Annotated in this window: 11 protein-coding genes; 1 reads left to right on the top strand and 10 read right to left on the bottom strand. The window is 34.1% G+C overall.

Annotated features, from left to right (window positions below; all coding sequences use genetic code 11):
- Position 1 precedes the first annotated feature (1 nt).
- Genes VB776_RS05735 through VB776_RS05725 form a run of 3 tightly spaced genes read right to left on the bottom strand, consistent with a single transcriptional unit; the run spans position 2 to position 3,830 of the window.
- A complete protein-coding gene (locus tag VB776_RS05735; protein ID WP_323326900.1) occupies positions 2 to 1,804 on the bottom strand; it encodes an ORC-CDC6 family AAA ATPase in 1,803 nt (600 codons plus the stop codon).
- 2 nt (positions 1,805 to 1,806) lie between these two features.
- The gene (locus VB776_RS05730) at positions 1,807 to 2,982 is read right to left on the bottom strand and encodes a metallophosphoesterase family protein (protein WP_323326898.1); all 1,176 of its coding nucleotides are present in this window, start codon (positions 2,980 to 2,982) and stop codon (positions 1,807 to 1,809) included.
- 2 nt (positions 2,983 to 2,984) lie between these two features.
- Positions 2,985 to 3,830, bottom strand: coding sequence for a DNA adenine methylase (locus VB776_RS05725; protein WP_323326896.1), 846 nt, complete (start codon positions 3,828 to 3,830; stop codon positions 2,985 to 2,987).
- Positions 3,831 to 4,357: 527 nt separating this feature from the next.
- Between VB776_RS05725 and VB776_RS05720 the strand changes: the two genes are divergently transcribed.
- Positions 4,358 to 4,822 (top strand): hypothetical protein, encoded by a 465-nt coding sequence (locus tag VB776_RS05720; protein ID WP_323326894.1) that lies wholly within the window; start codon positions 4,358 to 4,360, stop codon positions 4,820 to 4,822.
- 330 nt (positions 4,823 to 5,152) lie between these two features.
- On the opposite strand, the gene VB776_RS05715 is transcribed toward VB776_RS05720, so the two are convergent.
- From VB776_RS05715 to dxs, 7 genes are all read right to left on the bottom strand, one after another.
- Positions 5,153 to 5,695 carry a YceI family protein gene (locus VB776_RS05715; RefSeq protein WP_323326892.1) on the bottom strand — a complete coding sequence of 181 codons (543 nt, stop codon included), beginning with the start codon at positions 5,693 to 5,695 and terminating at the stop codon, positions 5,153 to 5,155.
- Position 5,696: 1 nt separating this feature from the next.
- On the bottom strand, positions 5,697 to 6,608 hold the full coding sequence (locus VB776_RS05710; RefSeq protein ID WP_323326890.1) for a DUF5777 family beta-barrel protein: 912 nt from the start codon (positions 6,606 to 6,608) through the stop codon (positions 5,697 to 5,699).
- A gap of 99 nt (positions 6,609 to 6,707) precedes the next feature.
- Positions 6,708 to 7,154: a Rieske 2Fe-2S domain-containing protein gene (locus VB776_RS05705; RefSeq protein ID WP_323326889.1), complete on the bottom strand. Its 447-nt coding sequence runs from the start codon at positions 7,152 to 7,154 to the stop codon at positions 6,708 to 6,710.
- Positions 7,155 to 7,361: 207 nt separating this feature from the next.
- Positions 7,362 to 8,531, bottom strand: coding sequence for an efflux RND transporter periplasmic adaptor subunit (locus VB776_RS05700; protein WP_323326887.1), 1,170 nt, complete (start codon positions 8,529 to 8,531; stop codon positions 7,362 to 7,364).
- A complete protein-coding gene (locus VB776_RS05695; RefSeq protein WP_323326885.1) occupies positions 8,524 to 12,855 on the bottom strand; it encodes a CusA/CzcA family heavy metal efflux RND transporter in 4,332 nt (1,443 codons plus the stop codon). Before VB776_RS05695 ends, VB776_RS05700 begins: the two co-directional genes overlap by 8 nt.
- A gap of 160 nt (positions 12,856 to 13,015) precedes the next feature.
- Positions 13,016 to 13,411: a hypothetical protein gene (locus VB776_RS05690; RefSeq protein WP_323326883.1), complete on the bottom strand. Its 396-nt coding sequence runs from the start codon at positions 13,409 to 13,411 to the stop codon at positions 13,016 to 13,018.
- Positions 13,412 to 13,541: 130 nt separating this feature from the next.
- Entirely contained in the window at positions 13,542 to 15,503 is a 1,962-nt protein-coding gene (gene dxs, locus VB776_RS05685; protein WP_323326881.1) for a 1-deoxy-D-xylulose-5-phosphate synthase, read from the bottom strand.
- Positions 15,504 to 15,628: the final 125 nt, after the last annotated feature.

Raw genomic sequence — 15,628 nt, 5'->3', positions numbered from 1 at the left:
TTTAAAATAGTGAAATTTGAGTACTACTTTTTTCATTCGCACTTTCTTTATACTTTAAGCAAACACTCAAGCTAACTTTTCCATAAACTCTTAGAGGTAAATTATATAAAACAAAAAACAGATATGATAGCTTAAATCTTCTTTCTCGAATTTCAAAATCAAAACCTCCGTCATCGGTATCTAATAAAATAAATGCACCCTGAGAAATTCCCTTATCTAAAAGTTCAATAATATTATCAGGTATTAAACTTGAGTTTTTATCCACAATAAATGTACCATAAGGATCCATTTTAAAGTGACTCCCTAATAATTGATCTTTAAAGTACGAAGCAATCTTATTTACTATGTCAATTATAGAGTGTTCATTATTTCCAATAGGAATATTCCCAATAACATTTTTAAATCGCTGTCCAGCTGATAACAACTCTTTATACTGTGTTGTTCTTTTTGCTTCTTTTTCATCTGAGTTTACTAGAATTGAATTCGTGATCCCAATTAGCCAGCGAGGATTACCATCACAAATTTTACTCAAAACCTCAATTCCTGATAATAATTCGTTTGCACTTTTTCTACTTCTAAAAGAAGGTTTATTTGCTTTCCCCTTTATTAATCTGTTTTCCTCTATAAATGCATTACGATAATAGACTATTGGCTTAATTTTTCTATATAATGTATTTTTTTGATTATCATTAATAGGTATAGGATTTAAAATATTAACATTCTTCTCACTTAGAAACATCTTAAAAGAATCATCTTTCTTGAGAAGCTCTATCATTTCCTTATAAAACTTGCTCCCTTTCTTGTAACTATTTGATTCTCCATTATAGATTTCATTTGAACCAAAATAACTATTTACATCAGCTAATGGATATTTCTTTTTTAATAACGATTCAATAATCTTTATTGAAAATTCATTATCTGACAAATTCCACATTTTAATTAAATCGTAATCATTGCCAGACGTTGCTCTGTAATCATCTATTAAAGACTGATCAAGTTCTAATGAAAGAATAGGACTAGAGCTCAACTTATACAAAATATATTGTTTCCTACTTCTTAAAGATTTAAAAAGTTGCGTTTGCAACCATAGAGGAGCAAACTCTAATTCATCAAAACACAGAGCCCATTTTTTTTTATTTTCAATTTCAAAAATCCTTTCAAAAATTGGAATTAATAACTCTATCGATGTCTCAAATGATAAGTTAAAATATTCTGGATAAGGGAGCCTTGAGTCTTCACCAAAATTAAAAATAATATCTTGGATTAACTGATTCACTTCGTCGATACGCCTATTTAAAGCTTCTTTAATGAATTTCAATTTAGGAATTACCGATTTTAGTTTCCATGCTGAAATTAACTCCTTACACAACTCAATCTCTTTTTCATCATTTAAATCGACTGATTCGTATTCAAGAATATCAATAAATGTGTCGCATAAAGATGTAAAAACGTTTGTATTAACCGAGAACCTAGAGATAAGTAATGATAAATCTCCGTACTTCTGTAACTGAGATTTATATGTCTGATTTTTCACATCCCAGTATATATCTGTCGATATATAAATTGCATAAAAGGGTATTGTATTTTTTATTGTTTCAGCCTTCTGACCTTTCCATGAATTCAACGCTGGAAGAGTAAGCATCTTCATCAATGTTGTTTTACCACATCCTCTAGCTCCTAAAATGACCGAGTGATTATTTTGTACTAACTTTTCAAAACTCTTCGATATAATAAAACTCTCAGCAACCTCTCTTGGAGCATAGTGTCTAGCATTATATGTTGGAAATATTGTTTCTGACATCATAATTATTTAGAATTAGAGTTAAAGATAAATGTAGGACATTCCCATAAATGTTTATCTGATACATATCCGTCTCTTTTCAATAATTCATCTAGTTTTTTGGAATCATCAGGTATCAAATTATTAATATCTCCAATTTGTTCTGTAATTTCGATCCATGCTAACTTATTTTTTAATGCAAACATTTCTACTATTTTAGTGTAGATTTCATCAATACTTTTTTCACTACCAAATCCAGTAATTGGTGCAAAAGCACTTGTATCAAAATTTTTTATCCATCCTGAGTTTGGTATAAATGTCCATGTTTCTACCGTTCCTTTACAAACATTTGTTACTTTAGACAATTCCAAAACATGAAATGCATTTCGAATACCTGTAAACATTAAGTTTGAAGAGGATGAAAAGCTCCCAGACGAAAACAAAGCTATTTTATAATTTCCTGATGTTGTATTGTAGTATTTTAAAACAGGGTCATGTTTATGCCCATATATAAACAGATCAAAGTTATATTTACCTAATAAATCTAATAGGCTTTCTCCATTTACAATTTTATCATCTTCTCCCAGCTTCCTAATTGAATGAGCTATTGGTGGGTGATGGCTCATTGCAATTTGAATTTTTTCATCATTTTTGTCTTTTAAATAGTTTTCTATATACTCTAGTCCATCATCTGTAATATTTCCATTGCCTGATGACTCTTTATTATAATGAAAATGAGAACTATTTATTACTAAAACTCTGTAATCATCTCTTTCTACAAACACACATCCTTGTGACCAGAATTTATCCCTTTGAGCATCATCTTTCATAGGAAAATCTCTCTTTATTCCTTTTGCATTAGTCAAACTATAATTGGAGTTTTTTTGATATACATCAACATCGTGATTACCAACTGTTGCGATTATATCTTTCGATTTAAGTTCATTACTTATTTCTAACGAAAAACCCCATCCAGAAATAAAACCTTGAAGATCAGATTTATCCGTAAAATCTCCAGGACAAAGTGTAAGTTCGACTGATAGTTCTTCTTTCTTAATAACTTTTAAAAGACTTTCAACTGGGTGATCATTTGAAGGAGTTCTTAACATGTCTGTTAATAAATATGTGTCATTACCAGCAGATCTTTTCGGATGACAATGTAGATCACTAATTACTGCAATTCTTAATTTTTTTTCACTCATCGTTAGGCTCTTGTATTACAAATTATTAATTCACTATAAATTCCTCTAGTTTTGACTCTTCCTCCAACCTGACTATTTCTAGAAAGTTTACTTATTATCCCAATGTCTTTATAAAGTTCTAAGATAGATATGTGAGATGCGTTTGTTAAAATAAAAAAAGCTTCTCGTCTAATTATTTCCTCAATATAGTTTTTTAGTTTCACTTGATCTTCCCAAGAAAATAACTTCTGATTATATTCGATAAAGCCATTATTCTCGTGTGCTACAGTATATGGCGGATCTATAAATATAAGATCATTCTTGTTTACATTATCAAGACTCAGTTCAAAGCTTTTATTAGTAATGATAACGTTCTCAAGTTTAGCACTTATTTCGAATAATAATTTTTCGTTTACAATATCAATATTTTCTCGTTTTCCATAGGGGACATTATAAACACCTTTACTATTCACTCTATAAATACCATTAAAGGATGTTTTATTCAAGTAAATAAATCTAGCAGCTCTCTGTGCTTTTATTAAAGGATTCTCGTCTCTAATTCTGTAATAATCATCAGATGTATTTTTTAAATCTTTTAGATGCTTGATTACTTCATTAGGGTTATCCCTCAGTTGCATATAAGTATTTATTAAATCTTCATTAGTGTCTGAAATATAAAAAATACGATCTTTTTTCTCATTAGATTGAATCAGGTGAAAAAAAACTGATCCCGCTCCTAGAAAAGGTTCATGGTAATTATTGAAAGATTCAGGTAGAAAATCAAATAAATATTTATTTACAAACCATCTCTTTGATCCAGTCCATCTCAAAAATGGAGTAAACTTATTTTTTATTTTTAATGTATCCATTAATCTAAGTATGATAATCCTCAAAAATAGTAGTTTAATAGCATAGAATTGAGTTTTAGATTAGCTAAATATTAATTAATTGAAAAAGCTTCGCAAACCACCCTCCAACTATCTCCCAACATACTTAAAGTATCTCACGAGATATTTTTTTGCGGTATTTTGCGGTAATTAGTATCTCACAACATACTTGAAGTGTCTCACGAGATACTTTTTTGCGGTATTTTGCGGTATTTAGTATCTCACGACATACTTGAAGTATCTCGTGAGATACTTCAAGTATGTATTTCGGCTCCAAAACCGCAAAATACCGCATTTTATTACTTTTCTAATAGTGTTTTTGTACTTATCAAATTTTTTCGACCGTTAACTAAATAATACACAGCACTTTAAAATATTTTGCCTATTTTCAAAATGTTAAATATTTCTACTCCTTGTAAAATGAAAATCATTCTACAAGGTCTTCTTTTAAAACCGCAGTAGCATTATTTAGCTTCAATATTTTATTTCTACTTTAAACAACTAATCAAATGGAAAATCGCATTTCATTTTCGCTTACCGAAGCTGAACAAACTCAGCTAAACCAACATCTCAACAGCATTATTGCTATTCTTCAACCCAAAGCCATTGTTTTAGATGCCGAAGACAGACTAGAACTCATCAAAATGGCAGATGGCAACTTACCTTTTACCGAAAAAGCTATTGGTTACATGGAGAGTAACCCTAATTTCAAACCTGATTTTGTCAGTAAAGAAGAGGCAGAAGTCGATTTAGATGCCTTTAAATTGGGGAAACAATTTTTGACTGTCGCCCAACAGGTAGAAAGTATCTTAGAAAACATCTGTGTATTGTCGGGTTCAGAAGCTTATACTGCGGCGTTGATTTATTATAAAAATGTTAAGATGCAGGCACAATTAAAACAGCCTGGCGCTCAAGAAATTTATGAAGAATTAGCCAAACGATTCATCAAAAAAAGTGGTAAAAAGAAAGAATAGTTAACCAAAAATCCTAGAAGGTCAGGCTCAGTACCTGACCTTTTTTATTGTTGATAACAAGTGATTTACACCGTTGCCTGTGTCTTCAATTACTAAAAAAAAGTCGCTCGTGATGACACATTGTTGGCATAAGCCTAAATCCAATTTATAGGAAACATTTTATCGCACGAGTTGGAAACTCGTGGTACAGAAGGATTTTATTGACTGGCTTGTGCCGTTGCGTGTGTCTTCACACGCAACCCAATTACTATTATAATAAAAAAATCGCTCGTGATGACACGAGCGATTTTTTTGATTGTTTTCTGTACTTCTTCAACTTAAAAATTCGTATTACTTTTTGATTAAAGAGAAATTGTTTTTAACCGCAATTTTCTCAGCAATTTTTTCCCAAACTAATTTAGGAACATCAATTTTGTAATCGACCAATACGATTTCAAAATTGGTGTCAACGCTGATATTATCTTTCCCAACCGTTAGTTTTCCTGTGATTACTTTTTCTTTGCTTACTCCATGAATCATCATTACCCCTTTAGCCGTAACATCATAAGTCCCTTCTTTGGTAAAATCTATCTTTTCGGAAATTTTACCTTTAAAAGTAGCCGCTGGAAATTTCTCTGACTCTAAATAATTTTCATTGAAATGTTCTTCCATTAATCTATTCGGAAATCTGAATTGATTGATGTTCATTCGCACGGCGATGTCGTTAGTTGCAGTGTTCAAAATAGACGATACAGCGTTGTTTACGGCTGAAATATCTTCTAAAGGTGTTTTAGAAAAAAAGCTAGTTTTACCTGTTTGGGTAAAATATAGCTGAGCAAAACTAGCCTGACTTATCAATAAAGCCCAAACCAATACTAAAATGTTCTTTTTCATATTAGTGTTTATCTTTCTTTGATTTGCCATCAAAACTGAATGTTCTGGCAATGTTAAATCCATAGAAAATATCTCCTTTACCCCATTCTCCAAGTGTTTGAGCAATAAAATGACGCTCTACCATTCCTCTTGAATTGGTAAAATGCAATTGGAAAACGTGTCCACCTGTTTCAATGTCAAAACCAATCGCTAAAGAATTATGATATTTGTCTGAAACGCTACTATTGCCATGGTCTGTTAAGTAATATTCAGCATTTAGTGTTACTCTTTTAGAAAGTTTGTATCTACCTCCAAAGCCCAATGCTAACATATCGTTTTTCATGTCCTCCACTTCTGTTTTGTTGAAATGAATAACCGTTGGCATAATTTGCAAAGAAAGTTTATCGCTGAATTTACGTGCAATCAGGATTTGTGCGCAGTACGTTTGGCGTTCGAGGTTATCGTCAAACTTCAAGGTTGAGCCAGAAGGAAGTGTATAACCTGTAGCCATTGTATTGGCAGCACCACTCAAATAACCAGTAACAGTAACAGGGACGCTATTCGATTGACGAATTGCCTTATACTTCACATAATAATCATAAGTTTTTTCTTGTGAACTTCTTCCCAAACCGACGGTCAGGTTATCACTTAAACCATATTCTAACCCTAATCTGATACGAGCTTCGTCTAAACCAAAAAAGTTATCAATAAAGCCAGAGTTCACTGCTCCAAATCTATGAGAAATCCAGAAATTAAGATGCTTTTTACTGACGGTTTCAATGGTTTGTCCATTGATTAAGCGAGTCGCTTTGAATGTAGCGGTGGTGTATTGTGGTTGCGTTCCTTTTTCTTTGTCAAGCATGTCCATTAAATCATCCTGACAAAAACTTTGGAAACTAATTAAGCAACTGAATACCAATAAATATTTTTTCATAAGTCGGATATTTTTAAACGCAATGGCTTTAAATTTTACATAAAACCATTGCGTAATTTACTGTCGAAAAGACATACGTAATTTTTGGTAGTTGGGTATCTAGGTTATCGTTAATACTGTACCACTTTGTGTAACCGTATAAGCTTTTAAGCCAGCACTTCCATTACTGTTAGTTCCTTTTCCAGTATTATCAAAAGTAGCACCGTGAGCAGTACAATAAAATTTGTCGGTAGCATAAGTAATTTGCTTTTGTCCTTCATGACTACAAATCAACGTTACAGCCACGTAAGTACCTACATTGGTATAAGCAACCACAATGTTGTTAGTTCTATCCACAACATAACCTCCTTTGGTTTTGAGTGCCGCATTAGCAGTGGCAGATAAATCAAACGTAATCCCACCGCTTGGTAAAGGTTGAATAACATCGCCCTCGTTGGTACAAGAGCTCATCGTTACACCACAATATACTGCCATTAAACTTGCCCCCGAAAAACCCAGTTGTTTTAGAAAAGTAAGGCGATTCATTTTTTCTTCTGTCGTATTCATAAATTTTAAGGATTAATTGAAAAATATTTATTTGCTCGGATGAAAACGGTAGAACATTACGAAAGTTATATCATCTATAAAAGATTATTTTGTATTACTCTCAAAAACCAAATACTTGGTATGTTCTAATGCTTAATACAGGATAAAACCCCAAACAGTTGCGTCTAAACATTAATTTATTTCTTAATCACTTTTTTGTGCTACAAATTATTCTTCAGAACCCGTCAGCATTGCTTGTAAAATAGAAGCTCCTTGTTTTACAATTTGCTGATTTCCTACACTTTTTTCAGGCGTTACTGCTATATTTCCTTTTTCGGTTACTCCAATTTTTACAGGAATTTGCTGAAAAGTATTTTCTTTTGTTTTGATAAAAATAAAACCGCCATTGCCATGCAATACCACCGCTGATTCTGGCAAAGTATTGACCATTCTTTTTCCAGTAAGAATTTTTGTATTGACATATTGACCAACGGTTAGTTTATCCTCCATCGCTTCTTCATCAATATGTCCGTGAATATTAATGGTTTTGGTATCAGCTTCAACATTTTTTCCTACCAAAAAAACCGTTGCTGTCATGGGATTTTCCGAGAATTTAGGATTTTCAACAATGATTTTTTGTCCTACTTTTATTTTATTAATATCGTTTTCAAATACTTTTAATTCGATATGCTTGTGGGCATCGCCAACAATTTCAAATAAAACATCTGTCGGTGCTACATTTTTCCCAATCGACAAATTAACGGTTTTTATATAACCATCAATAGGAGAAATAATATTGACAACCGATGATATTTGTCCTTTTTTCAATTTATCTATCGAACAGCCAATCATTTCAAGTTTCAATTCAAGTGCTTTGGTCAATGCTTTTATAGACGAAACTTCCGAATCTGCTTGTTGAAGTTTTTTCTTAGCCCCAACATCTTCTTTACTCAAAGTATTTTGGCGGTCGAGTTCCAAATCCAAAAACTTCAATTTACTGATAGCCTGCAAATAATCTTGTTGTAATTGGATGTAATCCATGCTGTAAATGGTTGCTAAAACGCCTCCTTTACGAATAGCCGAACCTGGCAAAATATTAGTACTTTTTACATAACCACTAATAGGAATGCTTACAGAAGCCATATTCATCGGCGGAACATCCACCATACCATTCGCTTTTACTTCATCTGAAATAGTAGTTTGGTCGAAAGTACCTACAGTAATATGTCCGTTTTTAACTTGTTCTGCCGATAAAGTAACGAAATCTGTTTTCGCTTCAGCCTCTTTATCTGCCTCATCCGTTTTCGGACTCGAACAAGCCACATTAAGTAAAAAAGCTAAACCTATTAAAAAGCCTTTTTTAAAGGAAATTATATGATATTTTTGGAGATTATTCATTGCCAATTAACGTTTCGATGTTGATAATAATTTGATTAAAATACTGTAATTCAGCCAAGTAATTTTCTTTGATTTGCCAAGCCTGTGTGATATTCTGCACAAATTCCACGTATTCTATTTCGCCAGCTTGATAACTTTTTGAAGCTGTTTTTGAGATTAATTCAGCTTGTGGCAAAGCTGAATTCTTGTAATAATTCATTGATTTTTCTGCTTTATCCAGTTGTATTTTCAATGAATTCAACTGACTTTGCAATTGATTTTCAGCATATTGGTATTGCTGAGTAATTACTTGTTCATTGATTTTTGAAGCGGTAATTCTGGCTTGTTGTGCTTTTGTAAAAATCGGTACATTCAGCCCCAGTTGTACAAAGTTTTGATTGAAATGTCTTTCAATACTTTGATTGGTTAGGGCTAATCTTACGTCTGGTTTTAAACGTTGTTGTTCCAAATTAGTTTGCAATTTGCTTACTTCACTTTGCTGTTTAATGATTTCCAAGAAAGGATTAGAAGCTAATTGAGTATCACTTACGATAAGTGTTTTTTGTAGATTCCCAGTATAGTCAATCTGAAAATTTTCGTTGGTATTCATCAAAAATTTTAACGTTTGATATAGATTTTGCTCATCTGCCTGTGCTTGTTGAATACGATTTTGGATTTCTCTGAGTCGAGTTTCAGAAGATACTTTTTCTAATAAATCCGTCTCGCCAGTTTTGTATCGCACCGAAGCCGCTTTAAAAGCACTTTGATAAAGGCTGTCTTGTTGAGCTAATAATTGAATCAATTGATGCGTATGCAAAATCTGAAAGTAAACACTTTTTACTTCGCCAATCAATTGTGTTTTGGTGAGTTTTGCCCGTTTTTCAGCCGTCAATACATTTCCTTTCAGCAGGTTTTCTTGGGCTTTATACAAACTTGGCAAAGCAAAAGATTGTCCGACGGTAAAGGTTACATCGTTCCCGTTGAATACTTGTGTTCGACCGTATTGAGCATCAAAACTGGTTTTGGGTAAATCTTTTGCCGTTTTCACCAAAGCCTGATTACCCGAAATTTCTAAATTAGCAATCTGAACATTTTGGTTTTGACGAATTGCTTTATCAATACACATTTGCAAATTCTGTGTCGGAGTATTTTGTGCAAAAGTGGCGGTACTTATCAACAATAAAATAATGGCATTCACAACGGTTTTCGAAGCTTTAGGCTTTTTACCAAAAACTAAACTGTAAATCACAGGTAAAACCACTAAAGTAAGAATGGTTGCGGTAATCAAGCCCCCAATTACTACTGTTGCCAAAGGTCTTTGTACTTCTGCCCCAGGCGAATGACTCAAAGCCATTGGTAAAAAACCCATTGAAGCCACAGCCGCCGTCATCATGACGGGTCTGAAACGAGTTTTTGTTCCTTCCAAAATACGCTCACGAATATCTTTGATTCCTTCTTTTTCCAAAATTTTAAAGTAGGAAATCAGTACGATACCGTTTAAAACCGCCACCCCAAAAAGAGCAATGAAACCAATTCCTGCCGAAACAGAAAAAGGCATATCCCGCAACCAAAGTGATAAAATACCTCCAATTGCAGAAAGTGGTATGGCAACAAAAACTATCAAGGCTTCCACAAAAGAATTGAACGTGAAAAACAACAAGGCAAAAATCAAGAAAAGAGCCACAGGCACAGCGATGAACAATCTACTTTTCGCTGCTTGAAGATTTTCGAAAGCACCGCCGTATTCAACCGTATAGCCAATTGGCAGTTTTACTTGTTTGTCGATAATCGTTTGAACTTCCTTCACCAAACTTTCTACATCACGATTTCTCACATTGATACCAATTGAAATTCTACGACGAGCATTATCTCTTGTTATTTCAGAAGGTGCATCTTTGTATGAAATCTCTGCTACTTCCGAGAAAGGAATTTTACCACCATTGGGTAAATCCAAGTATAAATCTCTGATATTTTGAATGTCTTTTCTGTACGAAGAATCCAGTCGAATTACCAAACCAAAACGTTTTTCACCCTCATAAACAACACCTGCTTCTTCTCCAGCAAATGCTGATTTCAGGAGTATATTCAAATTGCTGATTTTCAAACCATACTGAGCAATTTTCTGACGATTGTAAGTAACAACCATTTGTGGCACGCCATCAATTTGCTGTACTTTCATGTCGGCTATACCATTTACTTGGTGAATTTTTTGAGCTACTTCTTGGGCTTTTTTGAATAAAATATCTAAATCTTCTCCAAAAATTTTAATGGCAACATCCGATTTTACACCCGCAATTAATTCATTAAAACGCATCTGAATCGGTTGTGTAAACTCAAAATTCACACCCGGAATATCTTTCAAAACATCATCCATTTTTTGGGCGAGTTCTTCCATCGTTTCAGCTTTTTTCCATTCTTTGGTATCTTTCAAATCAATAATTAAATCGCAAGAATTGATACCCATAGGGTCGGTTGGAATTTCAGAAGAACCAATTCTAGAAACCACTTGATTGATTTCATCGGGAAATTCACGGAGTAAAAGTTTTTGGGCTTCATTGTTTGAATACACACTTTGCGACAACGAAGCATTACTGTGAAGTATCGTTTCTACTGCAAAATCTCCTTCATTTAATTCTGGAATAAACTCGCCACCCAAACTACCAAAAAGCATTAAACTCGCTACAAAAAAAGCGACAGAAGTACCCAGAATAATTGCTTTTTTGTTCAATGCCCAAGTAATAATGGGTTGATAGAATTTATACAAAAAGTTGATAATCTTATCAGCAATAGTTTCTGAATGATCTATTTTCTTACTTAAAAGTAAAGACGACATCATCGGCACGTAAGTCAAAGATAAAATCAATGCCCCTACAATGGCAAAACTTACAGTTTCAGCCATTGGGCGAAACATTTTTCCTTCAATACCCGTCAAGGCAAGAATGGGGAAGTAAACAATCAAAATGATGATTTCTCCAAATGCAGCGGATTTTCGAATCGTAACGGCTGAATCAAAAACTGATTCATTCATTTCAAGCTGAGTAAGTTTATATGCTTTGCCATCATGATTTTCTGGAATTGTTCTAGTATGTAATCGGTGTACAACAGCTTCTACAATAATTACGGCACCATCGACAATCAAACCGAAGTCAATTGCACCAAGCGACATCAAATTGGCTGAAACACCAAAGAGGTTCATCATCGCAAAAGAAAAAAGTAAACAAAGCGGAATAACAGAAGCCACAACCAAGCCCGCTCTGAGGTTTCCGAGTAACAAAACCAAGATAAAAACGACGATTAAACCGCCTTCAATCAAGTTTTTCTGAACAGTACCGATGGCCTTATCAATCAGTTTACTTCTATCAATAAACGATTCTACCCTTACACCTTCAGGCAAAGATTTTTGAATTTCTTCTATCCTTTTCTTAACATCAACCACTACTTTTTCGGCAGATTCACCTTTCAATAAAAGTACAACCGCCCCAACGGCTTCACCTTCACCATTACGAGTCATTGCCCCATAACGTACTGCATGACCAAACTGAACTTTAGCTACATCACTTATCAACACAGGAACACCACCACGAGTAGTGACTACTACATTTTCAATATCCTGTAAACTGTTTACTCTGCCTTCTGAACGAATAAAGTACGAATCCGTACCTTTTTCGATATAACTACCACCCGAATTAGCATTGTTATCTTGCAAAGCCTGAAATACTTCTGCGATGCTCAGATTCATCGCTCTTAGTTTTTCAGGGTTGATTGAAACTTCGTATTGCTTCAAATGTCCACCAAAAGAACTTACTTCTACGACACCTTTTATGCCTAAAAGTTGTCTTTTTACGACCCAATCTTGCAAGGTTCGTAAATCGGCTAAGGAGTATTTGTCCTTGAATTTTGGGTCAACGACCAAAGTATATTGGTAAAATTCGCCAAGACCAGTGGTAATTGGCGCCATCTCTGGTCGACCAGCACCTGCTATTAAATTAGGTTCTGCTTCTCTAATTTTTTCTGAAACTTGTTGTCTGGCTTTTTCGGTAGGCACATCATCATCAAAAACGACGGTAATAACTGATAAACCCATTCTTGAAATTGAACGAATTTCTTTGGTATTAGGAACAGTTCTTAATGAGATTTCTAGCGGATAAGTAATAAATTTTTCTACCTCAGAAGCAGGCAAAGCTGGCGACTGCGTAATGACTTGTACCTGATTGGAAGTAATATCTGGAAGGGCATCAATGGTCAGTTGGGATAATGAAATACCACCCCAAGTTGCCAATGCCAATACCAATAAACCGATTGTCAGCTTATTGTATATGCTGAATCGAATGATTGAATCTATCATTGTATATTTTTCAAGAAGAAGAGCCCAAATTTTAAGACATAAAAATTTGTAATTCCATCAAGTGGAAAAGCTCATTATTGTAAATAAAGGTATTTTCACGAAGGAAGCTTCGTGATGAAAAAATGATAAGAAATGACAAAGCGGATTTTGCCTAGAGAAATTAGAATCGAGGAGGGTTGAATAGTGTCTGAACTATAGAAAAACTATAGAAATTTTTCCAAACGAAATTGGGTTCAGAAAAAACTTTGAAGATAGCATCAAAGTGGAGTACAATTTTTTTATTGAAAGTAGGTTCAAACAGTGTTGCGGTACTGTGGGAATCTAAATTTGGTAAATTTGAATGAGAATGTTTCGCTGTTTTTAAGTGTTTAGATGCGGTTGAATAGTGCATCGCTAAAAACTCTAAAAAGCTAATGTTTTCATTCCAACTATTTTTGTGTTCTTTATAGTGTTTTACCAATTCTCCAATTTTTGCTAACTGCAAAGCATCGGCTTTGGGGAATAAGCTTCCCACAAAGATGACTAAACTTAGCAATATGGCTGTAAATTGTTTCATTGGGCAAATGTAGTTAATAAAGCCAAAATAAAAAAGGCGAAAAATCATTTTCGCCTAAGTCATTATTATTTAGCCTTCAGATATAAACATTTAGCTATCTATTTTATTTTCAGTAAATTATCTCTAAAAATTAATTTAGAGCCACCTTAACTATTTCTGATTTGTGTATATTCTTTTGAGTCCCAAGAATACTTCTAACGGCTTCTGCAACTCCTTCTGGATCGAATCCGCATTCATGATGTAACTCTAATTGCTCACCATGCTCAACAATTCTATCAGGAATACCCAAACGTTTGATTTGTGCAGTGTAATTATTATCCAACATAAATTCTGCAACCGCTGTACCAAAACCACCTTGAATACAACCGTCTTCTACCGTAATTACTTTATCATAATTTTGGAAAATTTCATGAAGCATCGTTTCGTCCAAAGGTTTTACAAAACGCATATCATAATGTGCTGGATTAATACCTTCGCTGGCTAATACTTCACAAGCTTGAACGGCATAATTTCCGATATGACCGATTGTGAGTATCGCTACATTTTCTCCATCTTTAATTTTTCTACCTTTACCGATTTCCATTTTCTCAAATTCGGTTTTCCAATTAGGCATAACACCTTCTCCACGTGGGTAACGAATAGAGATACATTTTTTCAAGTCTTTAAATTCGTCTTGAGCAACAGTAAACATAATATCTCTCAACTCTTTTTCATTCATTGGAGCAAAGACAATCATGTTTGGAATACAACGCATATAGGCAATATCATAAGCACCATGATGCGTAGGACCATCTGCACCAGCAAAACCAGCACGGTCGAGGCAGAAAATAACGGGTAATTCTTGAATGGCAACGTCGTGAATTACTTGGTCGTAAGCACGTTGCATGAAAGTTGAATAAATATTACAGAAAACCGTAAGTCCTTGTGTAGCCATACCCGCCGAAAAAGTAACTGCATGTTGTTCAGCAATTCCTACATCGAAAGCACGATTTGGCATTACTTTCATCATCAAATTCAGCGAACTTCCCGAAGGCATTGCAGGTGTTACGCCCATAATTTTGGCGTTTTTCTCTGCTAATTCAACAATTGTATGTCCGAAAACATCTTGATACTTTGGCGCTTGTGGCGTAGAATAATACTTTTTCTTGATTTCACCAGTAATCTTATCAAACTTACCTGGTGCATGCCATAAAGTTTGGTCTTTTTCAGCCAAGGCATAACCTTTACCTTTGGTAGTAATACAGTGAAGAATTTTAGGCCCAGGAATATTTTTCAAATCATTCAAGACCGTAACCATATATTCTACATCGTGTCCATCTATTGGTCCAAAATATCGCAAATTCAGTGATTCAAATAAATTACTTTGTTTGAGCAAAGTAGCTTTTAAGCCATTTTCAATTTTAGAAACGATGTCTTGAGCAGATTTCCCAAATGTTGACATTTTTCCTAACAGATTCCACACTTCATCTTTTACTCTGTTATAAGTATGTGAAGTAGTAATATCTGTTAAATATTCTTTCAAAGCACCTACATTAGGGTCAATTGCCATGCAATTATCATTCAAAATGATAATCATATTGTTCGGAATATCACCCGCATGATTCATCGCTTCAAAAGCCATTCCTCCTGTCATTGAGCCATCACCAATTACTGCGATATGCTGACGGTCAGTTTCTCCTTTATAATTAGAAGCCACCGACATTCCCAAAGCCGCTGATATAGAAGTAGATGAATGCCCAACACCAAAGGCATCATATTTACTCTCTTTGCGTTTTGGGAAACCAGAAATTCCACCATATAAACGATTGGTATGGAAATTATCTCTACGCCCTGTTAAGATTTTATGTCCGTAAGCTTGATGACCTACATCCCAAATTAATTGGTCGTTGGGCGTATTGAAAACATAATGAAGTGCTACGGATAATTCAACCACACCAAGTGAAGCCCCAAAATGTCCGCCATACACCGATACATCATCAATAATATATTGACGCAGTTCATCACAAATCTGCAACAATTCAGAACGATTACGTCTCCTTAAATCTTCTGGAGTATTAATCTGAGCTAGTATTTTTCCGGGTATAATTTGCATGGGGTTTCCGAGTGTGAATTTGAAAGTAATAACCCTGTTAGTCCTTAAAATGTTTTACTAAACTTAAATATAGGAAGAATCTTAGGTCAAACTTCGTATTGAGCTGACAAATTTACGGAAATATT

The organism is Arcicella gelida (assembly GCF_034931025.1).
In the GTDB taxonomy this organism is placed as follows: Bacteria; Bacteroidota; Bacteroidia; order Cytophagales; family Spirosomataceae; genus Arcicella; species Arcicella gelida.
Note: the sequence above shows the minus strand (reverse complement) of the source record. Positions and strands in the feature narration are given on the sequence as shown.